General features: G+C 68.5%; 19 protein-coding genes. 8 read left to right on the forward strand and 11 right to left on the reverse strand.

Annotated elements, in window-relative coordinates:
• The 4 genes from QHF83_RS49435 to QHF83_RS49450 all read right to left on the reverse strand — a co-directional run.
• Positions 1–205: hypothetical protein (locus tag QHF83_RS49435; protein WP_282425150.1), on the reverse strand; the 205-nt coding region annotated here is incomplete at its 3' end.
• Positions 206–282: 77 nt separating this feature from the next.
• Entirely contained in the window at positions 283–2,868 is a 2,586-nt protein-coding gene (locus tag QHF83_RS49440) for a delta-60 repeat domain-containing protein (RefSeq protein ID WP_282425151.1), read from the reverse strand.
• A gap of 103 nt (positions 2,869–2,971) precedes the next feature.
• On the reverse strand, positions 2,972–5,533 hold the full coding sequence (locus QHF83_RS49445; RefSeq protein ID WP_282425152.1) for a hypothetical protein: 2,562 nt from the start codon (positions 5,531–5,533) through the stop codon (positions 2,972–2,974).
• A gap of 33 nt (positions 5,534–5,566) precedes the next feature.
• Positions 5,567–6,091: a hypothetical protein gene (locus tag QHF83_RS49450; protein ID WP_282425153.1), complete on the reverse strand. Its 525-nt coding sequence runs from the start codon at positions 6,089–6,091 to the stop codon at positions 5,567–5,569.
• 87 nt (positions 6,092–6,178) lie between these two features.
• Here QHF83_RS49450 and QHF83_RS49455 point away from each other — a divergent pair, with 87 nt between their 5' ends.
• From QHF83_RS49455 to QHF83_RS49470, 4 genes are all read left to right on the forward strand, one after another.
• A complete protein-coding gene (locus QHF83_RS49455; RefSeq protein WP_282425154.1) occupies positions 6,179–8,266 on the forward strand; it encodes a beta-galactosidase in 2,088 nt (695 codons plus the stop codon).
• Between the two features lie 59 nt (positions 8,267–8,325).
• On the forward strand, positions 8,326–9,837 hold the full coding sequence (locus QHF83_RS49460; RefSeq protein ID WP_282425155.1) for a VWA domain-containing protein: 1,512 nt from the start codon (positions 8,326–8,328) through the stop codon (positions 9,835–9,837).
• A gap of 57 nt (positions 9,838–9,894) precedes the next feature.
• The gene (locus QHF83_RS49465; RefSeq protein WP_282425156.1) at positions 9,895–10,866 is read left to right on the forward strand and encodes a hypothetical protein; all 972 of its coding nucleotides are present in this window, start codon (positions 9,895–9,897) and stop codon (positions 10,864–10,866) included.
• Positions 10,867–10,960: 94 nt separating this feature from the next.
• On the forward strand, positions 10,961–12,070 hold the full coding sequence (locus QHF83_RS49470) for an AI-2E family transporter (RefSeq protein WP_282425157.1): 1,110 nt from the start codon (positions 10,961–10,963) through the stop codon (positions 12,068–12,070).
• 2 nt (positions 12,071–12,072) lie between these two features.
• Here the strand turns inward: QHF83_RS49470 and QHF83_RS49475 are convergent, their stop codons facing one another.
• A complete protein-coding gene (locus tag QHF83_RS49475) occupies positions 12,073–13,086 on the reverse strand; it encodes a M23 family metallopeptidase (RefSeq protein ID WP_282425158.1) in 1,014 nt (337 codons plus the stop codon).
• 127 nt (positions 13,087–13,213) lie between these two features.
• On the opposite strand from QHF83_RS49475, the gene QHF83_RS49480 reads away from it, so the two are divergent.
• Entirely contained in the window at positions 13,214–13,900 is a 687-nt protein-coding gene (locus QHF83_RS49480; RefSeq protein WP_282425159.1) for an MgtC/SapB family protein, read from the forward strand.
• A gap of 21 nt (positions 13,901–13,921) precedes the next feature.
• Here QHF83_RS49480 and QHF83_RS49485 read toward each other — a convergent pair whose 3' ends face one another.
• Genes QHF83_RS49485 through mrtC form a run of 5 tightly spaced genes read right to left on the reverse strand, consistent with a single transcriptional unit; the run spans position 13,922 to position 17,272 of the window.
• Complete coding sequence (locus QHF83_RS49485; protein WP_282425160.1) at positions 13,922–14,935, reverse strand: NAD-dependent epimerase/dehydratase family protein; 1,014 nt, start codon at positions 14,933–14,935, stop codon at positions 13,922–13,924.
• Positions 14,932–15,363 carry a hypothetical protein gene (locus QHF83_RS49490; protein ID WP_282425161.1) on the reverse strand — a complete coding sequence of 144 codons (432 nt, stop codon included), beginning with the start codon at positions 15,361–15,363 and terminating at the stop codon, positions 14,932–14,934. The genes QHF83_RS49485 and QHF83_RS49490 overlap by 4 nt, the downstream gene beginning before the upstream one ends.
• 19 nt (positions 15,364–15,382) lie before the next feature.
• A complete protein-coding gene (locus QHF83_RS49495; protein ID WP_282425162.1) occupies positions 15,383–15,805 on the reverse strand; it encodes a hypothetical protein in 423 nt (140 codons plus the stop codon).
• A 1-nt stretch (position 15,806) separates the two neighbouring features.
• Positions 15,807–16,472, reverse strand: coding sequence for an HAD family hydrolase (locus QHF83_RS49500; RefSeq protein WP_282425163.1), 666 nt, complete (start codon positions 16,470–16,472; stop codon positions 15,807–15,809).
• Positions 16,469–17,272, reverse strand: a complete 804-nt coding sequence (gene mrtC, locus QHF83_RS49505) for a myxosortase MrtC (RefSeq protein WP_282425164.1) — start codon at positions 17,270–17,272, stop codon at positions 16,469–16,471. The genes QHF83_RS49500 and mrtC overlap by 4 nt, the downstream gene beginning before the upstream one ends.
• Before the next feature lie 113 nt (positions 17,273–17,385).
• Between mrtC and QHF83_RS49510 the strand changes: the two genes are divergently transcribed.
• Positions 17,386–18,588 carry an extensin family protein gene (locus tag QHF83_RS49510; protein ID WP_282425165.1) on the forward strand — a complete coding sequence of 401 codons (1,203 nt, stop codon included), beginning with the start codon at positions 17,386–17,388 and terminating at the stop codon, positions 18,586–18,588.
• A 7-nt stretch (positions 18,589–18,595) separates the two neighbouring features.
• Here the strand turns inward: QHF83_RS49510 and QHF83_RS49515 are convergent, their stop codons facing one another.
• Complete coding sequence (locus tag QHF83_RS49515; protein WP_282425166.1) at positions 18,596–19,120, reverse strand: hypothetical protein; 525 nt, start codon at positions 19,118–19,120, stop codon at positions 18,596–18,598.
• Between the two features lie 1,035 nt (positions 19,121–20,155).
• Here QHF83_RS49515 and QHF83_RS49520 point away from each other — a divergent pair.
• Both QHF83_RS49520 and QHF83_RS49525 read left to right on the forward strand, forming a co-directional pair.
• Positions 20,156–20,899 (forward strand): IS630 family transposase, encoded by a 744-nt coding sequence (locus QHF83_RS49520; RefSeq protein WP_282425167.1) that lies wholly within the window; start codon positions 20,156–20,158, stop codon positions 20,897–20,899.
• 208 nt (positions 20,900–21,107) lie between these two features.
• Positions 21,108–21,845 carry a hypothetical protein gene (locus QHF83_RS49525; protein WP_282425168.1) on the forward strand — a complete coding sequence of 246 codons (738 nt, stop codon included), beginning with the start codon at positions 21,108–21,110 and terminating at the stop codon, positions 21,843–21,845.
• The last annotated feature ends 380 nt before the right edge of the window (positions 21,846–22,225 follow it).

Here is a 22,225-nt window from a genome sequence, read left to right on the forward strand (position 1 = left end):
CCGCGCCGCCCGCGCCGCCCGACGCGCCGCTGCCGCCCGCGCCGCCGACGCCTCCGGACGCGCCGGCGCCCCCGGAGCCGCCCACCCCTCCGGAGCCACCCACGTTCGATGCATCGGAGCTCGAAGAAGAGGAGCCGCCTCCGCCGCCGCAATGCAGGCAGAAGCCGCCGAGGACCATTCCCAGAAGGAAGACGTGTCGACGCATGTGACCTCCGCGAAGGGAGGTCACATTCTCATGTCCACGGCGTTTCCACCATCGGAAACACCGCCGCCCGCCGGCGATTACGGTGCGATCTTCACGAGCCCGAAATCCGTCCCGCTCTTCGGCGAGAATCCGCGCCCGGCGAGGACGATTTTTCCATCCGGCTGGAGCAGCCCGTCATACGCCCCCCACGGCCCAGGGGCCGCGACGAGCGCGCGGCCCCCATTCCCGAAGCTCGTATCGGGCTTGCCGTCGGGCAGGTGCCTGAAGACCACCATCGTCTCGCGGTCGAGGATGGCCGTGCTCGCAATGTAGAAGGAGCCATCCGGCAAGGGCACGATCACCGGGACGTCGGAGGTCGCGACGCCCTCGACGCTCCGCTTGACGAGACCATTTTCGCCGAACGTCATGTCGCGCGCGCCCTTTGCGTCGAGGCGAGCGACGCCGATCTCGAAGCCATCGAGCTGTCCCGGCACGATGAACACGCCCGCCACGAGGAATCCGCCGTTCGCCTCTCGCGCGATGCGGTTCAACGAGGAAGCATTCTGCACCGTCGACACGCCCGCGGTGCCGAAGGCCGGATCGGGCGCGCCGCTCGAGAGTAGACGGATCACGAACGAGTCGGTGTAATCTTTCCAGCCCGCGGCGACGATCGAGTCGTCTTCGAGCACCACGAGGTCCTGGACCTGGCCCTCGGGCGCGGAGAGCGATACCACCCCGTCGCCGTCGAAGGTCGTATCGAGCGCACCCGTCGCGAGCAGCCTCGCGAAATAGGGGGTCCCGGAGAACGAGCCATTCCCGACCCCGCCAATCAACACGCGCCCCTGACCGTCGACGCCCAGCGTGGTCGGTCTGCCGTGGGTCTCCGGGAGGTCGACCACGCCATTCACGCCGAAGCTCGTGTCGGCCGCGCCCGCCGCGTCGAGCTGCACCACCCGGCGGGTGAACGGGCCGATGGGGATGCCCGCGACGACCGCTTTGCCGTCCGGGTGCAGCGCGACGTCCACGGCTTTTTGCAGCTTGTCGATGACGACGACGCCCCCCGCGCCGAAGCCCGCGTCGAGCGTGCCGTCCGGCAGGTGTCGCGTGATCATGGCATTCGTGATGTCCATCTGGGTGCCCATCGCGCCGGCCGAGACGATCTTGCCGTCCGCGGCGAGCTTCACCGAAACGGCGAGGTCCCGCGTCGCGCCCGATTGCAACGCGGCGATCCCTGCCTGCCCGAATGCGTCGTCCAGCGTGCCGCCGGGCAGGAGCCGCGCGAGCGTGGCGCCGGTGGGCGAGAAGGTCGCGCGGGCGACGGCCACGACGCTCCCATCCGGGGCGACGGTGATGTCGCGGACCGCGCCCATGCTGGGGAACGTCGCGAGGCCCGATTTGCCGTAATCCGTGTCGAAGGTCCCATCCGCGGTGATCGTCGCCACCGCATAGGGCCCATTCTTGGAGCGGAAGGCCACGCGCATCGAGCCGTCCGGCCGGAGGTGCAAGGATTCAGCCGAGGCCGAGCTGCCGTTCAGAATGGGAATGGAGGCGAGCCCGTCCCCGTCGCCGAACGTCGTGTCGGGTGTTCCGCTCGGATCGAGGCGGAGCACCGAGGTGGCGAGGGGGCTGCCGCCCGCGACGAGGATCTTGCCGTCGGGCGCGACGGCGCAGATCGATCCGGCGAGGGCCGGCGTCCAGTCCGCATAATCGTACACGTCGAGGAGCGACGTCATGAGGATGCCGTCCTCGTCGAGGGTCGGATCGAGCAACCCGCTCGGCAGGAGCCGCACGATGGCCGTGCCCGGGCCATTGCCGCTGGTCCCGCAGAGGACGATCTTTCCCTCGCTCGTGAGGGCCACGGCCGAGGCGAACGAGCCATTCTGGAACGGAGGCTCGACGAAGCCCGCGTCTCCGAACGTCGTGTCCGCGCTCCCGTCGGCGAGGAAGCGCTGCACGAGGTATCCGGTCGGGGAGCCCCACCCGCGCTGGCCGCCGACGACGATCTTGCCGTCGGGCTGGAGCGCGATCGCGAACGCCGTGCCCGCTCGGCCGAGCGCGAGTCCTCCCTCGCCGAAGGAGGCGACGGGCTTGCCGTTCGCGTCGAAGCGCGCGACGAGCACGCGGTTCATGCCGAACTGCTGCGTCGCCATCCCCGTGGCGAGGATGTCTCCGTTCGGCGCGACGACCACGCCGTGGAACGAGGCGCGGCTCAGGGTGGTCGTGAGCACCTTGCCGCTCTCGCCGAACGAGGTGTCGAGCGTGCCGTCGGGGTTCACCCGGAAGAGAAACCCCTCGCCGTAGTAGTAGTCCGACGTGCCGCCGGCGATGAGGATCTTGCCGTCCGGCTGGCGCGCGGAGGCGTGCACGAGGTCCCAGTTCGGCTTGCTCCCGGCCGCCGTCGCGAGGCCCTCCGTGCCGAAGCTCGGGTCGAGCGGGACGAACGCATCGGCGCCGCCCGCGCCGCCGCCGCCGACGCCGCCGGAACCGCCGACGCCGCCGGAACCGCCGACGCCGCCGGAGCCGCCGACGCCTCCGGACGCGCCAGCCCCCCCGGAGCCGCCCACCCCCCCGGAACCGCCCGCGCTCGAGGAACTGGAGCTCGAAGAAGGGGAGCCGCCTCCGCCGCCGCAATGCAGGCAGAAGCCGCCGAGGACCATTGCAAGAAGGAAGAAGTGTCGACGCATGTGATCTCCGCGAAGGAGATCACATTCTCACGTTCACGCCGGTTCCACCATCGGAAACACCTTCACGCATCGTCGACGCGAGCGCGGGGGCCTCCTCCGGCCATTACGGCGCGACGCGCACGAGCCCGAAATCCGTGCCGGTCTTCGGCGAGAATCCACGGCCGGCGAGGACGAGCTTGCCATCCGGCTGCAAGAGCCCGTCGTACGCTCCCCACGGCCCAGGGGCCGAGACGAGCGCGCGCCCCGCATTGCCGAAGCTCGTATCGGGTTTGCCGTTGGGCAGGTACTTGAAGACCACCATCGTCTCCCGGTCGAGGATGGTCGTGGTCGCAAGGTAGAACGACCCATCCGACAAGGGCACGACCACGGGGACGTACGAGGTCACGGCGCCCTCGACGCTCTGCTTGACGAGGCCATTTTCGCCGAAGCTCATGTCACGCGCGCCCTTGTCGTCGATCCGCGCGACCCCGACGTCGAAACCAATGACGTTTCCCTGCACGATGAACATGCCCGCCGCGAGGAATCCACCGTTCGCTTCTCGCGCGAGGCGGGTCAACGAGGAGGCATTCTGCAGCGTCGTCACACCCGCGTCCCCGAAGGCCGGGTCGGGCGCGCCGCTCGGCAGCAGTCGAATCACGAACGACGTAATCTCATCCTTCCAGCCCGTGGCGACGATCGCGCCGTCTTCGAGGGTCACGAGGTCGGAGATCTGACCCAGGGGCGCGGCCGGAACGAGCACCCCGTCGCCGTCGAAGGTCGTATCGAGCTCGCCCGTCGCGACGAGCCGCACGAACGCGGGGAGCCCGGACGGCGAGCCCATCGCGATCCCTCCGACCACGACGCGCCCCTCGCCGTCGACGGCCAGCGCGCTCGCCCTGACCATCGCATCCGGAAGGTGCACGACGCCATTGACGCCGAAGCTCGCGTCGGCCGCGCCCGCTGCGTCGAGCCGCGCCACCCGGTAGGAGGGCGAGCCAGACCCCACGACGAGCATCTTGCCGTCCGGTTGCAGCGCGAGGTCCAGGGCCGGCGTGGGCGTGTCGAGCAGGACGACGCCCCCCGCGCCGAAGCCCACGTCGGGCGTGCCGTCCGAAAGGTGACGCGTGATCATGGCGTTCGTGGCGGGCCACTTGGCGCCCATGACGCCGGCGGAGACGATCTTGCCGTCCGCGGTGAGCTTCACCGAAAGGGCGACGTCCCGCGTCGCGCCCGATTGCAGCGTGCTGATGCCCCCCTGCCCATACGCGGCGTCCTGCGCGCCGGAAGGCGTGAGCCGCGCGAGCGTGACGCCCATGGGCGAAACGATCGAGCTGGCGGCGCCGATGACGCTTCCATCCGGCTCCAGGGTGATTTCGTGGACCGAGCCCATGGTGGGGAACGTCGCGAGGCCCGCCGTGCCGTAATTCGTGTCGAGGGTCCCGTCCGCGGAGAAATGCGCCACCGCATAGGGCCCGCTATCGGAGCGGAAGGCCACGAGCACCGAGCCATCCGGGAGGATCCGCAAGGACTCGGCCGGGGCCGAGCCGCCGTCCGCGATCGCAAGGGAGGCGAGCCCGTCCCCGCCGCCGAACGTCGTGTCGGGTTTGCCGCTCGAATCGAGGCGGAGTACCGAGGTGGCGAGGGGGCTGCCGCCCGCCACGAGGATCTTGCCGTCCGGCGCGACGGCGCAGATCGAGCCGGAGGTCGGCGACGTCCAGTCCGCATCATCGTACACGTCGATGAGTGACGTCACGAGGATGCCGTCCTCGTCGAAGCTCGGATCGAGCGCTCCGTTCGGCAGGAGCCGCACGAGGGTCGTGCGCTCGCCATCGCCGTGCATGCCGCAGAGGACCATCTTGCCCTCGCTCGTGAGGGCCATGGCCGAGGCGAACGACCCATCTTCGGACGGGATCTCGACGACGCCCGCGTCCCCGAACGCCATGTCCAAGCTCCCGTCGGGGAGGAAGCGCTGCACGAGGTGTCCGGGCTGCTGGAAGGGCGGCGCGAGCTGGCCAGCGACGACGATCTTGCCGTCGGGCTGGAGCGCGATGGCCCACGCCGTCCCCGAGGCGCCGAGCACGAGACCTCCCTCGCCGAAGGAAGCGACGGGCTTGCCGGTCGCATCGAAGCGCGCGACGAGCATGCGGTTGATGTTGAGGTGCTGCGAAGCCAGGCCCGCGGCGAGGATGTCTCCATTCGGCGCGACGACCACGCCGTGGAACGCGGCGCGGCTCCGGGTCGTCGCGAGCACCTTGCCGCCCTCGCCGAAGGACGTGTCGAGCGTGCCGTCGGCGTTCGCCCGGAAGAGAAGCCCCTCGCCGTAGGAGGTGTCCGACGTGCCGCCGGCGACGAGGATCTTGCCGTCCGGCTGGCGCGCGGAGGCATACACGAGATCCCAGTTGGGCGTGCTCCCGGCCGCCGTCGCGAGGCCATCCGTGCCGAAGCTCGGGTCGAGCGGCAAGAAGGCCTCGCCGCCGCCGCCCGCGCCGCCCGCGCCGCCCGACGCGCCGCTGCCGCCGGAGCCGCCCACGCCTCCGGACGCGCCGGCGCCCCCGGAACCGCCCACACCCCCGGAACCGCCGGCGTTCGATGAACTGGAGCTCGAAGAAGGGGAGCCGCCTCCGCCGCCGCAATGCAGGCAGAAGCCGCCGAGGACCATTGCAAGAAGGAAGAAGTGTCGACGCATGTGACCTCCGCGAAGGAGATCACAATCTCACGTTCACGGCTCCTCCACCATCGGGAACACCTCCACGCCCAGCGACTTGAGCGCGACGGCGCCTTCCGGCGGCCTCGCCTCCTTGAACGCATTCATCTGTTCCCGCGTCTCCCAGATGCTGATCGTCATTCCCTTTCCGGTCGCGGGATCCGTCACGAAATAACTCGCCTTGCATCCGGGCTGCTTTCGCATCCAGGCGCGGTGGGCGCGCGCCTTCTCCAGGTCCGCTTCGCTCGCCTTCTCGTGCGTCACCACCCGGCAGAAGCCTTTCGTGGGCACGGACGACGCCGACTTCTCGTTCGCCTTCCACAGGTTCGCCGCGGCCCACAGCTTGCCGATCTGCAGGACGGGGTGTGCGCCTTCCACGCCGTAGTCCTCCGGCGTCACCACGCGCCCGCGCACCGAGAAGTAGCCGGTTCGCAAGCCGAACTCGTCGGTCACGGCGTACTGACCGCCCGCCGCGCTCACGTGGTAGAGGCTGTCGTCGATCGTCACCTTGTTGCCGTCGACGTGGGTCTTGCTCGCCATGGGCGTACACTACCAGAGCTCGGCGCCTCGTCCGCCTTTGAAGCTCACCGGGTTCGTCCCTTCTTTGCTACCCTCGCCCCCGTTGTCATGACCGCACGTGAAGACAAAGCAGGTGGCGAGGGCCTCGGGCGTCGGGTACGTCTCGTCCCCGGGGGGCTCGAGATCGCCGGCGAGGTCGTTCCGCTCCGCGCGGGCGCCGTTCACTACTGGCGCCTCGATCCGAACGAGTGGCGCGCGTGCCTCGAAGCCGTCAAGGCCATGGGCCTCTGCCTCGTCGACACCTACATCCCCTGGGGCGTCCACGAGGTCGCCCCCGGCAAACTGGAGCTCGGCGCGACCGACCCCCAGCGCGACATCACCCGCTTCTGCCGCATCGCCGAGGAGCTCGGCCTGTACGTCATCGCCCGCCCCGGGCCGCACATCAACGCCGAGCTCACGTACTTCGGCCTCCCCGAGCGCATCGTCTGGGACCCGGCCTGCCAGGCACGTTCGCCCGACCAGAACCCGGTGATGCTCCCCATGCTCCCGTTCGCGTTCCCCGTCCCGAGCTACGCGAGCGACGCCTTCCACGACGAGGCCGCGCGGTATTTTCAGGCCCTCGGCCCGGTGCTCACGCCGCTCCTCTACCCGAACGGGCCGATCGTCCTCTTCCAGATCGACAACGAAGGCGCCCTTTACTTCCGCGACGGCGCCTACGACCAGGACTATCACCCCGACGCGATCCGCCTCTATCGCGAGTTTCTCCGGGAGAAATACGGCACCATCGACGCGCTCCGCGCCTCGTACGGCATCGAGCCCGCGGAGGGCGAGGTCCCGTCGAGCCGCCGCGGCGAGATCAAGCGATTCTCCTCGATCGACCCTCCGCGCAAGCTCGACGCCGCGCGCCCGCGTGACCTCGCGCGCCACCTCGACTGGTCCGAGTTCCACGAGCACCTGCTCGCCACGGCGTTCCAGCGCCTCGGCCGCGCGCTCGCCGCGGCGGGCATGGAGGGGCTGCCCACGACGCACAACCTACCGCCGGGCCAGGACGCGACGCCGCTCAACGCCGCGCGCGTCACCAAGGTCGTCGACCTCGTCGGGCTCGACTACTACCACGCGGCCGATCCCACGAGCCGCGCCGTCATCGCGCGCCGCACGAGCGAGCTCGCGACGCGCTCGGAGGCCCTCTCCGTCCCTGCGTTCGCCTGCGAGATGGGCGCGGGTTTTCCGCCCTTCTTCCCGCCCCTCGACGAGCGCGACGGCGCCTTCACCGTCCTCTGCGCCCTCGCGTACGGCCTGCGTGGCTTCAACGTCTACATGGCCGTCGAGCGCGACCGATGGATCGGCGCGCCCATCGATCGTCACGGCCGCGCGCGTCCCTACGCCGTCTTCTGGCGGAAGCTCTCCGCCGCCCTCGAACAGACGAGCTTTCACGACCTGCGCCGAAAAACCCCCGTCCGCATCCTCATCCCTCGCACCGAGCGCAGGCTCGCGCGGGTCATGCACGCGTTCGGCCCGCTCTCCGGCGCGTTCTTCTCGATCGTCGGGGCGGGCGCGCGCGAGCGTTGCGTCGAGGACGACCTCGGCCTCGGGTATCCGCTCGCCATCGAGGCCGACAACTTCGCCCGCGCCTTCGAGCAGGCCCTCGAAGCGCGCGGCGTGCCGTTCGCCGTCGTGGGCGGCGAGGACCGCGACATCGCGCTCGGCGACGCGCGCTGGCTCATCTGCGCCACCTCCGGCGCCTTGAAGCCCGAGCTCTTCGAGCGCCTCGCCGAGGCCCACGAGCGCGGCGCGCGCGTCACGATCGGCCCCCGCGAGCCTCGCTTCGACGGCGCCTTCCGGCCCCTCTCCGTTCCCTTCGATCTGCGCCGCCTCGGCGAGGACGGCCCCCTCACGGGCGACGTCCCCGCCGCGGCCGACGCGGCCGTCTCGCATGCGATCGAGACGCTCGGCCTCCCCGCGTACGCCTGCGACCCCGGCGGCGTCTACGTCACGGTGCACGAGGATACGTCGGGCGCGCCGCGCGTGCTCTTCATCGTCAATCCGTCCGAGCGGGACGTCGTCGCGCGTGTCAGCGCCGGCGCGGCGCGCACGAAGGCGAGCGACCTCATCGACGATTCCACGTTCGAGGCGCGCGCGGGCACGCTGGAAGTGCGCATGAAGCCGCGCACGGTGCGGATGCTGGCATTGCGTTGATCGCGCGGGGCATGTCCGTTGCTAGGTGCGATCCCGCGCCATTGCTTCGGAGGTGCTCGATGAAGAACGTCGTTTTCGTGGGATCGGCCGCCCTCTCTCTGGTCGTCGCCGTGGGCCTCGCTGCGTGCGGGGCCGACGAGGCTGGCAGCGAATACGGGAATTATGCGCAGCCGCCGGGAGGATCCTCGGGCGGTGACGTCGCGGCGCCGCCCGCCCCGCCGCCCTCGCAAGGCAACGATGCGGGCACCGACGCCGCTGCACCTTTTGCGTGTGATGGCCTCGACAAGGACAGCCCTGTCATCCTCTACCTCTCGGCGGACGACTCCAACTCGATGGGCTCTCCCGTCCAGATCCGCGAGCTCTTGAACAAAGGCATCACCCCGTCCGCGAGCCTCGTGCGCACGTACGAGTTCCTCAACTACTACCGCATCCAGTATCCCGCGCCGCCCACCGGCGACCTCTCGATCCTCCCGCACCTCGGCGAGACCAAGGTCGCGGGCGAGCTCGACCTCCAGCTCGGCGTCCGCTCCTACGACGCGGTGAAGCCCCGCCGCCCCGTGACGATCACGTTCGTCCTCGACACCTCGGGCTCCATGAGCGGCGAGCCCATCGAGCGCGAGCGCGCCACCATCACGGCGATCGCCCAGAGCCTTTCCGAGGGCGACATCGTCAACGCCGTCACGTGGAACACGAGCAACAACATCGTCCTCTCCGGCCACAAGGTCACGGGGCCGAATGATCCGCAGGTGCTCGCGATGGCCCAATCCATCGAGGCGAGCGGCGGCACCGATCTTTCGAGTGGCCTCGCGGTCGGCTATCAGCTCGCGGGCCAGCATTACGGCACGGGCCGGCTGAACCGCGTCATCCTGATCAGCGACGGCGGCGCCAACGTCGGCGTCACGGACGAGGACCTCATCGGCTTGCAATCCGAGGACGCCGACAAGGAGGGCATCTACCTCGTCGGCGTCGGCGCCGGCCCCGGCGAGAACTACAACGACCTGCTCATGGATACCGTCACGGACAAAGGCCGCGGCGCGTACGTCTATCTCGACGACCCGGCCGAGGCGACGCGCATGTTCGTCGATCGATTCGACGAGACCATGGAGGTCGCCGCGCGCGGCGTGCAGGTGGAGATCACGCTCCCCTGGTACATGCGCATGTTCAAATTCTACGGCGAGGAATACTCGACGAACCCCGAGGAGGTCGAGCCGCAGCACCTCGCCCCGAGCGACGCGATGATCTTCAACCAGGTCATCAAAGCGTGTGACCCGTCGGTCGTCGATCCGAACGACAGCATCACCGTGGTCGCGCGCTGGAAGACGCCGCTCACGTATCTCGACCGCGAGGTGAAAGTCACCATGACCCTCGCCGAGCTGCTCGCCGCGCCGAAGCCCCAGCTCGCCAAGGGCAAGGCCATCGTCGCGTATGCCGAGGCCCTCAAGATTCCGAGCCAGGAGGCCTTCCAGAGCGCGCTCGCGCTGATCGAAGAAGCGAAGGCCGGCGCGCCCGACCCCGAGCTCGACGAGATCGCCTCCCTCATCGCCAAGCACCCCGCGTTCGTCAAGCCCTGACCCTTTCGGGACGAACGGCGCTGTTGCTTCTCCGCCGGAGCTCTCCTAAAAGGGGCCGTGCGAACGATTGCGAAGATTCTCGCAGGCCTCTTCATGAGCGGCCTCGTCTGGGCCGGCTGCAGCGACGATCCCGAGCAAACCACGGACGATCCGCTCGCCGGCCTCCCCAAAACCTATGCCCGCGTCCAGTGCGGCCGCGTCTTCGCCTGCTGTGACGCCGCCGAGCGGGACGACGTGCTCCTCTTCGACCCGGTCCCCGCGACCCAGCAGGAGTGCGAGGCCCGGTACGAGAGCTTCTTCGGCGCCGTCGTCGTCGACCTCCGCAAGGGCATCGAGGCCGGCCGCCTCGTGTACGACGCGGCGCGCTCGGACACCTGCTTCGCGAAGGCCGAATCCGCGACCTGCGCCGATTTCTTCGGCTCCGATTTCCTCGAAGAGGACCCCGATTGCGAGGCCGCGTTCCAGGGCACCGTCGCGCTCGGCGGCGCCTGCCTCGCCGACGACGAATGCAAGGACCCCGGCGCCTCCTGCGCGGGCGCCTCGGGCGCGGATCTCGGCACCTGCAAGGCCCCGCCCGGCGAGGGCGAGCCTTGCCAGGACGGCCTCTGCGGCCCGGGCCTCACGTGCCGGCTCGACGAGGGCATGCTGAAATGCGTCGCCCCGCTCGCCGACGGCGGCGCGTGCGACCTCGACATCGATTGCCAGAGCAGTTATTGCGATTTCCAGACCGGCGTCTGCGCCGCGCCCGCCGAGGTCGGCGGCGCGTGCGCCGTCAACGCAGGCTGCGCGAGCGGTTATTGTGACGTCGCGGCCGGGACCTGCGCCGCGAAGAAGGCCGACGGCGCGGCGTGCGTCACGAGCGTCGAATGCGCGAGCGGCTTCTGCGACGACGCCGCGGGCGCGGGCGCCTGCGCGCCCACGAAGCCGGACGGCGCGGGTTGCATGGTCTCCGCCGAATGCGCGAGCGGCCTCTGTGACGCCGGCGCTTGCAGCCCGGGCACGGGCACCCCCGTCTGCGACGGCCTCTGACCGGACGCTGCTCGAAGACGCGGCGGCCTTCCCGTTCCGGTTGACGCCGCGCCTCTTTCATCCCACGTCTCCGGTTCAGCGAGGCGTGCTGTCCATGGACCGAGATCGCTGGCTCTCCGTTGTGCTGAGGACGGCGCTGCTCGTCCTGTTCTTCTGGATGATCCGGACGATCCTCGTCCCGATTGCCATGGGCGGCCTCTTCGCGCTCCTCCTGAGCCCCCTCGCCGAGAAGGTGAAACCCCGGCTGGGCCGCGCCGAGCGCTTTGTGCCGCTCCTCTTCACGTTCGGCACGATCATCCTCGTCGTGATCCCGTTCGTCTTCTTCACGATCGAGGCCATCCAGTCGATCAACGAATTTCTGGCCCGCGATTGGGGGCCGACGATCCACCGGTTCCAGTCGTTCCTGACGGAGGGCATCGACATTCGCGGCCGGAGCATCCACATCGGCGGCCCTCAGCTCCAGTCGGCCATTCAGAACATCGGCCAGCGCGCGGCGTCCTTCGCGGCCACGTTCGTCGGCGGCATGGCCACGGCGCTGCCGGGGTTCATCCTGAGCCTCTTCCTGTTCGGGGTCTCGCTTTATTACTTCCTGCGCGACGGCGGCAAGCTCGTCCGCTGGATGTACCGCTTCTCGCCCTTCCCGCCGAACCAGACGCGCGAGCTCTTTGCCTCCATCCGTGAGACCGTCAACGGCGCGATCCTCGGCATCCTCGCGACGGCCGTGGTCCAGGGCAGCCTCGCGCTGCTCGCCCTCAACGTGTTCGGCGTGCCAAACGCGTTCTTGCTCGGCGTCCTCGCCGCGCTCCTCTCGTTCATCCCGCTCGTCGGCACGACACCGGTCACGGTAGGCGCGACGATCTACCTCTTCGCCACGGGGCACGTCGGCGGCGCGATTGGAATGGCGATCTCGGCCGTGATCATCGGCCTCTCCGACAACGTCGTCCGCCCCTGGGTGCAGAGCTCGTCGACCCGCATGCACCCGCTCATCGCGCTGGCCGGCATCTTCGGCGGCCTCGAGCTCTTCGGCCCGGTGGGCGTCTTCCTCGGCCCCGTGATCGCGGCCATGGCCGTCTGGACCGTCGACACCTACGCGAAGCTCCACCACGCGCGCCGCGAGGCGACCGCGCCGTCCTCGGAAAAGGACACGAGCGTGCCCCCGCCGTCGAAGCCCTCGCCCGGGCCGGAAAACCCGCCCTTGCCGTGAGCTCAGTGCGCCGAGGGCGGCGCGGCGTCGAGCCGTTGATCGAGCTCGGCCTTCACCTTCAGGAAGGTGGGTCGCTCTGCCTCGGGCACGGCCGTGGCGGGCGGCTTGAGGAGCGTCTCGGCGTCGAAATAGGTACCCTTCGTGCGCGCGCTGAAGTGCAGGTGGGGCCCCGTGGAGCGCCCCGTGCTCCCGACATACCCGATGAGCTGGTGCGCGCGCACCTGATCACCCACCTCGAGCCCTGGTGCGAACTTGGAGAGGTGGGCATACCCGGTCTCGGTCCCGTCCGGATGCACAATGGCGACCCAGTTCCCGTGCGCCCCGTGGGGGCCGACGAAGCTTATGGTGCCGCGATACGACGCATAAACCGGCGTCCCTTTGGGCGCGCCGTAATCCGTCCCCTGGTGCGGCATCGGCCGGCGCAGGATCGGGTGCATTCGGCGCGGGTTGAAGGGGGACGTCCTGCGCAGCTTGGCGAGGGGCGAACGCCAGCCGGTCGAGCAGGCTTGTGTCCCCGTCGCGTCGAAATAACCGTGCAACTCGTGCCCTACGAATTCGTAGAACCGAGACGGCTCGCCGACGGGCGGCCGGTACTCGACCGCGAGGATATGCGTGTCGCGGCTGCCGCCCGTGGCCCCTTTTTCGTCGGCCACGAGCCGGATCGTGGCTCCTTCGCGACGGTCGTCGTCCGGCAGGCAACTGCCGAGCGCGTCGTCGATTTCGTCGAGAAAAACCTCCTCGAGCGCCCCTCGCGCGGCGGATGGTCCCGGTGATACCAATACGAGCGCGCCCGTCTGCTCGTGCTCGGGTGTGACCCCCTCGCTGCGCGGCGGTGTCGTGATCGCCGACGGGTCGGCTGCTGTTCGTTCACCCGCCGCGCGGGCCCAGGACTTCTCCAGCGAGACGGACCAGCAGAAGAACGGGACCCATGCCACGCCGAGGATCACAATGCACCCGAGCGCGATGTCGAGCGTGGCGATCGTGCGCCGTGAGGAGTCTGGATCGAACGGCTCCATCGAAGAGCTCGAAGTTTTATCAGCGCCGATCGGGGCGCGCAACTCGTTGGCACGCTTCCCTTGCTCCCGAGGCTTGCGCTGCCGCTCCACACATGCACAATGGGTGGGACTCCGAGGAGTCGAGGCCATGATCTCCCACGTTCAGATGATCACACGCATCGCCGTGGGCACGGCGCTCGGCGGCATCATCGGGTACGAACGCGATCGTCACGGCAAGCGCGCTGGCCTGCGAACGCACCTCCTCGTCGCGACGGCAGCGGCCACGTTCATGGTCGTGTCCGCTCACTTCGTCTACTTTCAAGGGTACACGGAGGGGGAGCTCGTCGAGGTGGACGGCTCACGTATCGCGGCCTCCGTCGTATCGGGCATCGGTTTTCTGGCGGGCGGCGCCATTCTGCGGACCGGGCTGACGATTCAGGGGCTCACGACCGCGGCGGGCCTCTGGCTGGTGACCGCGATCGGTCTCTGTGCGGGCGCGGGCATGCTGGTCGAAGCGACCGTCGTGACAACCATCGGACTCCTGGTGCAGACGGTCGTGCGGCGACTCGAGGGCAAAGGCAACTTGCTCGTCCGGAGGCGCGTCTCGGTGGTCCTCGCCGAGGACTCGAAGCAGCTCGACGACGTGGAGGCGCTCCTGAAGGAGCTCCACGGCGTCGTCTTCAACATCGAATACGAGCGGCGCCTCGACGAGAAGCGGCGGATCTCCGTCGCATTCGACGTGGGTTTTCCGCCGACGCTCCGCGTGGGCGACCTGATCGAGCGGCTCGAACGGCTCAAGGATGTTCGGCGAGTGCACGTCGAGAATACGCTCTGACGCCTCCGCCCTCGGGCCTGCTCAGAGCCACCCCTGTTCCCGGTAAAACCGCGCCGCGTCTGCGAGCGACACGTCGAGCGGCCGCGACGTATACCCGAGCTCCCGCGCCGCCCGTTCCGACGACAAACGCACCCGGAACGTGCTCTGCAGCGCCATTTCGTGGCTCAGCATCGGCGGCCGGCCCGTGACGCGCGACGCGCTCTCCATCAGGAACGACAAACCCATCACGACCCTGTCCGGCAGCGTGAAGCGTGGCGCCTTCCCGCCTGCCGCCGCCGCGATCCGCGTGAGCAGCGCGTGCACCGAGAGCGCCTCGCCTCCGAGGATGTAATGCCGCCCGGAGCTCCCTCGCTCGGCGGCCGCGAGGTGCGCCGTCGCCACGTCCCGCACGTCGCACGTCGTCCGGACTCCGTTCGGCGCGGCGATCGTCGTGCCCTCCCGCGTCGCCAAAAAGAGCGGCAGCACGTTTCGTTTCCAGTCGCCCGGACCGAACACCGCCACCGGATGTGTGATCACCACGAAGAGCCCCTCGCGCCCGGCCCGCTCCACCTCCTGCTCCGCCAGCCATTTCGTGTGCGGATAGACCATCTGGAGCGGCGCGAAATTGTACGGGCTCGTCTCGTCCACCGTGACGACCGCATGGGGAGGGGGATACGGCTTTCCGATCGTCGAGCCCGTCGACGTGAACACGAATCGCTCGGCGCCCGCGCGCCGCGCCGCCGCGAGCATGTTCCGCGTGCCCGTGACGTTCGTGCGCTCGATCTCCGCCCATTTCGCGCGCCACATCCGCACGTCGGCGGCGACGTGATACACGACCGACGCGCCGCGCATGGCCTCGGCGAGCGTCTCCACGTCGTCGAGATCCCCTCGCACGATCTCGAGCGCGGCGCGCGGCAGGTTTCCCGGCAAATCCCCGCTCCTCGACAGCGCGATCACGTGGTGCCCCGCTTCGAGGAGCTGCCGGATGATTTCCCAGCCGAGAAACCCCGTCCCGCCCGTCACGAATGCGGTCTTTTGCCGCGGAATGCCGTTCATGCTCGTTTCCCTCGCCTGCGCGGCCGTGGATGGTCGAGGTAGGCGCGCGCATCGGCCTCGGTCTCGAAAAACACGATCTCCGTCTCGCGCGGCGCCGTCCCGATGAACCGCGCCGCCCGCACGACCATTTCGGTCAAGACCCGGATCGTGAAGCTCGAGCCGAAGCAGAGATGAGTCATCGTGGTCGTGACGTGCTTGCGCTGCAGCACCCGCCGCGCCTCGATCGTCGCCCCGGTGACCGCGGAGAGGTCGCAGAGCACGAAGACATGGTCCTTTCCTGCGGCCCAGTCCGATTGAAAATCGAGGAGTCCTTCGAGCGACGGACCGTCGATCTCCCCCGAGAGGCGCATGGCGAAGACGTTCGGCTCCTCGATCCACGCGACTTGCGCCCCGAATTGCCGCCGCTCCGCCGGCGTCGGTCCGGCCATCGTCATTTCCCTCCGCACCTCACCGGGCGAGCTCGCGCAGTTCCTCGCGCCGCTCGGCGAGCCAAGTCCGCGCCTCGGCCTCGGATTCGAAAAAATCGAAATCGACGCGCCGCTTCGTGAGCAGACGGCCGGCCGTGAGCACCATCTTCGCGAGCGTCCTCGCGGTGAAGCTCGCGCCCAGGATCGCGACCGCGCCCGGCGCTCTTCGTTCCCGGTTCCACGCGACCATGTCCCGCCGCGCCTCGGTCGTGATCGTGCCGGCCTGCTCCACGTGGATCAGGATGAGCCGGTAGCCGTGGCGTCTCTCCAGGTCCCCGCGGAGGGCCTGCATGTACCGCTCGACCTGCGTGTCGTAATCGCCGCGGAGCCAGACGACGAGCAGATCGCCTTCCTCGTGGACCTCGATGGTCGTGGGTTTGTCCGGGAAGTCCGCGGCGACCACCTCACCACCTCTCGATGCGCCATCCGCGCTGCCGGGCGATGCGTTCGAGCCGCGGATCGGGGTTCACGGCGACAGGCTTCGCCACCCGTTCGAGCAGGGGCACGTCGGTCACGCTGTCCGAATAAAACGTCGCCTCTTCGAGCACGAACCCGAGTTTTTTCGCGAGCGCCTCCGCGCGCCGCACCTTCCCTGCGCCGAGGCAAATCGGCCGCTCCGCCCGACCCGTGAAATGGCCACGCGCGTCGATTTCGAGCTCCGTCCCCACGACGTGCTCGATCTCGAGTCGTTGCGCCAGCGGCCGCGCGGCGTATTTCGTCGCGCCCGTCACGATCGCGCAGACGTCGCCCGCCTCCTTGTGCCTCTTCACCGCGTGCCGCCCCGCGTCCGCGACGTGCCGCTCCACGTATTTGCCGAACCAGTCTTCGCAGCGCGCGATGAGCGCGCTCTCGGGCGTGCCCGTGAGCGGCGCGAGCGCCCTCTCCGCCATGTTCTCCGCGTCGAGGAGCCCGAGCGTGTATTGCCCGACCCAGTAGAACGTCTTCAAGAGGTCGAACGTCGACGCCTCGCCGATGTCGCGCAGATACCGCACGTAAAGGCTCGCGGTCTCCTTGCGCACGAGCGTGCGATCCATGTCGAAGAGCGCCGCGCGGGGCTTCGGCGCGTTCATCGCGAGAACCCGTAGCCACGCTGGAGCGTCGCCGAGAAGATGTTGCAGAGCGCGTGGAACACGACGCCCGCGCCGACCCCGCCCGTCCGCGCGCGCAGCCAGCCGAAGACGAGCGACGGGAAAAACACCGCGAGCCGGTCCACGCTCGGCACGGTCAGGAAATGCCCAATCGCGAAGATCGCCGACGAGACGATCAAGGAAGGGCCGAGCTCCGCGCCGAACACGCGCCATCGCGGCGTCCACGCGGCGTCGAGCCGGGTCTGGAGGTATCCCCGGAAAAACGCCTCCTCGGGGAGCGCCACGGCCAGGAAATGCCCGGAAATCTCGTTCCACGGCGACTCGAAGCCCCGGAACACGAAGGGCATCTTCACGCGCCAGAACAGCTTGAAGCCGAACCAGAACGGCGGAAAAATGATCGCCGCGAGCAAGAGCACCCAGAGCGAGGCCGTGGCCGCGTCCCGCAGCAGCCTGCGCCGATCGAGCGGCAGCGGCTCGAGCAGGCCCCCGAGCGAGAGCCCGTGCGCGCGGATCACGTGCTCGTCTCCGCGCAGGACGAGCCACCACGTGACCGCGAGGAACGCGAGCCCCACGGCCGTGCCCGCGTGATCCTTGGGCGCGAGGTACGAGAGCGCGGTCACGAGGATCGTCGTGGCGAGCGCGACGAGGAGCGGGCGGCGCGCGTTCGGCGCCTCGGGGACGGGCTCTGCGAGCGCGGCGGGCTCCGCGGGGGCGGGGCTCTCGGCGCCGAGGCCCGGGGCGGGCGGCGGCTCGGGGGTGTCGAGGGGGGCGGGAGGGAGCACGCGCGGGCGAGGATAGCTTCGTCTGACCGGCGGCGCGAGCCCGTGGTCGCGGGGTGGTCCGGGAAGAACTTCGATTTTCTGGCCTTCCTGGGGACGGTGGGTACAGTCGGCTCGTGGTGCTCGGTTCGCTTCTCCGTTCCCTGGCCCCGTCCTGCCTCGCGGCGCTCACGCTCGGCGCGGGCATGCTCTGCGCCCGCCCGGCGGGCGCGGTCTCGCCGTTCCTGGTGACGCCCGACGCCGCGGTGGTCGAGGCGAGCCCGGCGTATCGATACGCGAACATGACGGACGACGAGGCGTTCGCCGAGCTCGACAAGCGGAGCTTGCCGTACGTGCGCATCGACCCCGTGCCCGGCGTGCGCGCGCCGATCCGGCTCACGGGCCGGCTGCACGGCGTGTTGATCCATTCGGCGCTGCCGGAGGAGCAGCGGCCGACGTCGATGTTCGAGATCCTCGACGCGCGCCTGGCCCTCGCGCTCGACGATTTCACGGCCGTGCTCGAACGTCACGAGATCGACGAGCTCGTGCACTACACGATGTACCGGCCGAACGTGCCCCGCGAGATGCCCGCGCCCGTGGCGGCGAAAAAGGTGCCGGCGAAGAAGGAAGCGCCGAAGAAAGAAACGGCGAAGAAAGAGGCGCCCAAGAAGGAGACGCCGAAGGCGGACGCGCCGAAGGCGGACGCGCCGAAGGCGGAGACGCCCAAGACGGGCTCCAAGCTCCCGCAGGCGACTGCGGCGAAGGCGTCGGACCTCGGCAAAGGCGCGCTCGGGGGCAAACATTCACAGGAGGGCGCGGCGAAGGGCACGAAACACAAGGCGCCGGCCGCGGTCCAGGCAAAGCCGCGCGAGATGGTGACGGCGAGCGAAAAGCCGAAGGCCGCGCCGAAGGCCGCGCCGCAGCCCGCGCCGGCGAAGGCCGAAGCGAAAGCGGCGCCAGCGAAGCCCGACGTGCAAATAGCTCCCGCAAAGACCGAGCCACACGCAGCGCCGGCGAAGACGGTGCCCCATCCGCGCTGGGCTCCGCCGGGCACGCGTCATCCCGCGGGGCTCGCGATCGACGTCGGCCGATTGCGCAAGAAGGATGGCACCTGGATCAGCGTCCTCGACCATTTCCACGGCAAGATCGGCGAAAAGACCTGCGGCGAGGGTGCCCGGAAGCCCGAGCAACCCCTCGCGCAGGAGCTCCGCGCGATCGTGTGCGAATCACAGGACGCGAGCGTTTTCACGTACGTGCTCTCGCCGAATTACAACACCGACCATGCCGACCATTTCCACATGGAAATCAAGCCCGGCGTGCGGTGGTTCCTCGTGCACTGAGCGGCGTCTATCGCGATGAGAATGGCGACAGGACCCCGTGTTCGAGGTCGATCGGCAGCTTGAGGGTGCCGGCGAAGACCATCTCGACGCGGGGGAGCTGGCCGTCCGAGAGGGGCGCGAACGGGATATCGAGCTGGAACGTGATCGAGGCGAACCCGATCGAAACGAAAGGCGCGAGGTGCGCGCCGACGAACGCGGCCCGGTCCTTGGTCGCGCTCTCGAACGTGGCCCCGACCTCGGCGCCGAAGATCGAGGTATTGATCTGCGGGCCGAACGAGACCCGCGCGCGCTCGAAGCCCACGGCGCTCGCCTGAACGAAGCCGCCATATCCCACGCCTCGGCCAGACGCGTTCGCATAATGCACGAACGTGACCTCGCCGCCGAGGAGCCCAAGCGTGGGCTGCTCGGGGCCGAACACGAGGCCGCCCATCGGCCCGACCGCGAAAACGTTCCACCCATCGGCACGGCTCGGGCTCGTGGAGACGAGCAGCACGAGTGCGACGGCGAGCGACGAGATCCTGCGGCGGTTCATGGCGGTTCCTGGTCATGGCGGTTCCTGGTCGGTTCTCCCTGTTGGGTCAACCAGGTTGCGGTTCGGCGGTTCTGGTCAACCAGGTTGCGGTTCCCGCGCGGCGGTTCCCGCGGTTCCCTCCGCCGCCAGGTCAACCTGGTTGCGGTTCTCCGCTCTTCACGGCGCTTTCACAGCAGTAGAGCGATCAGTCTCGGCGAGACCGGGTTCGGTGCACCCGGAAGGAAATTTGATTGCTCCTTCAGGTTGACCTTTATTGGTCTCTGTTACACAGCGTAGGCCCCTATCTTCGAACACAGTTCGCCTCATGAGCAACTCACAGGTCGCAAGTCTGTGCTGAACTTCGAGCGCCCGCACGCCAGGTAGCGAAAGCAGGGAAAACGTTTGCCATGAGTCAAAACTGTATTCCGTTTCACTTCCCCAGGTAAACTTCCCACCATCGATCCGCATATCACTGGTCCACGGGCCGATGGCACCGATCGGCGTATAATCTATTTTCTCAGGCGCTCCGAGCAACTTTCCCGACGTGCGAAACTCCACTCCACCTGCCTGGGGAGTTACAGAATCGACCACGACGAGACTGCCCTCCACGACGATTGGGCGCCTGGCTCCAAACAAAACGAAGCGATCGTTGATGTCAGGCCAGTGCCCATCCCCACACAGCGAAACATGCCCTTCGTCGCTTGGCCCGGAGCATACGTCGACAAAGCGCAGGCCGCACTCGGCTGGTACGCGCGCCACATGGCCGGCGCCCTCGCGACAACGCTTGTCGTCGGCGAGGGCGGCATCGGCGAGGGGCCTTCCCGCTTGCGACACGTCGGCTCCGCAGCTGCATGTAAGCCCTGCCACGATGGTCGCCGCACAGCCGAAAACCTGCGCTCGGGATACAAGTGGATGCAATTGAATACCGCCTTCTTCGCGAGCCGGCAAGCGCGGCGCGTCACCACACTCGTTGCGCAGTCTAGTGTCCTGAGTTAGAAGAACGCGAACATTTTTTGGACGATCCCCTCCCTCAACACATGTGAGGTGAGTGGGAAGATGCGACGTCGAACTGGCCGCCCACTCGAACCTCTGGTCCTGACCGCTGAAGAACGCGAGACCCTGGAGCGCTGGGCGCGCCGACCTAAGTCTCCGCAGGCGTTGGCGGACCGTGCGCGCATCGTGCTGGACTGTGCGGAGGGCAAGAGCAACGGTGAGATTGCCGCGTCGAATGGCGTCTCCCGACAAACGGTGAGCAAGTGGCGAGGCCGGTTTCTCCGGCATCGGCTACAGGGGTTGAGCGATGCGCCTCGGTCCGGGGCTCCGCGTACGATCACGGATGAACAGGTCGAGCGCGTCGTGACCCGGACGCTCGAGACCAAGCCGCACAACGCGACCCATTGGTCGACGCGCTCGATGGCCAAGGCGCTGGGGATGAGCCAGACGGCCATCGCCCGGATCTGGCGGGCATTCGGGCTGCAGCCGCACCGCAGCGAAACGTTCAAGCTTTCGACCGACCCACACTTCGTTGAGAAGGTCCGCGATGTCGTTGGCCTGTATGTGAGCCCGCCGGAGCACGCGCTCGTGCTGTCGGTCGACGAAAAGTCGCAGATCCAGGCGCTCGATCGGACACAGCCGCTCCTGCCGATGCGGCCCGGCCAGGCCGAGCGTCGCACCTACGATTACAAGCCGAGAACCGCAACCAGGTTGACCAGAACCGACCAGTCCTGGGAGAGGGTCAAGGTGGCGCCCGCCAGGTGCGTGCGGGACTCCGCCACCTCTGCGGCATGCGCAAGTACCTGAAACTCGCTACATCACCCCCGGCACGGTGGCTGCTCCTGACCATGCGCGTGGCTTTCCCTCGATCGATCCGCCCACTTGTGACGTGCATGCTGACGAGGCGTTGCTATCAGCGCACGTTCCGACTTCGCCCCTCTGAAGAGAGCAACCAAATCTTCCTTTATAGCCTCGCCTGGGCGGCGGCCAAGACCGGCGTCTTGATCCCTGCGGCATGCGTGATGTCGAACCATCATCACATCGTGCTCACCGATGTTCGAGGAACCCTGCCCGACTTCGCCGGGAGCTGCACAGAACAGTCGCGAAAGCGCTCAACGCCGCGCAGGGGCAGTGGGAAAACCTCTGGTCTGCCGAGCAATACCATAGCCTCGAGCTCGGCTCGGACGAGGATGTGATCGACAAGATTGCATGCATCGCCGCGAATCCAACGGAGGCGGGGCTGGTCGAATCCCCTGAAGAATGGCCGGGCGTGATGTTGTTGCCAGAAGGTGAAGGCAAGACATTGGAGATTCAGCGACCTGGAAAGTATTTCGCGAACAGCAGCGTGTTTCCCGAAAAGGTAACGCTGCGGGTGGTTCCGATGATGGGGAGGCAGTTGTCGCGGGAGGCGAGCTCGCGCCGGTTGGGCGCGGCAATCAAGCGTGCGGTCGCGCGGGCGCGGGAGGCCGTTATTGCGGCAGGTGGAAGGTTCCTCGGGCGGCAGGTGGTGCTCGGGCAGTCGTTTCAAAAAAGGGCGGAATCGTACGAACCGAAACGCGGGCCGATACCCCAGGTGCGAGCGAGGAATCGGACATTGCTCAAGGCGATCCTTGCACGATATGCGGAGTTTCAAGTGAGGTATCGAGAGGCGCTGGATGCGTGGCGCGGCGGTGACCGGGGTGTGGTGTTTCCCTTTGGGACATGGGCCATGAGATTGGTTCACGGCGCGGTGGTTGCCCAAGGGCCCGGGTAGGGGAGCGCTCGGGTTGGGGAGGGCCGTGCTGGGGGATGTTGGGTTCGAGAGAGCTTAGCGGTTCCGCAGACGGCGAGGGCGGTCGTAGCGTTGAGCAACGGCATTGCTGGCAAAGACGCCATTCGAGACGCGTGCCCCGCGAACGACCGAGGGCCCGGAGGGTGGTAGCTCCAGGCCCTTCCTTTTCGCCGTGGTGGCGCGATCCGTCGGAACATCATGCGCCCCTGGGCAAACTCACGCGGCGGGCGTGAAACGTAAGTCCTCGCCCACCACCGTCTGGACGACCATCCGCGCCCATGGCAGGCGCCACGTGCGCGGCACGCGCATGCTCGCCGCGCCGGCGTGCGCTCGGCGGGTTCGTCGCAGCCGCACAATAACCG

This window comes from Polyangium sp. 15x6 (assembly GCF_029960785.1).
Taxonomy (GTDB): Bacteria; Myxococcota_A; Polyangia; order Polyangiales; family Polyangiaceae; genus Polyangium.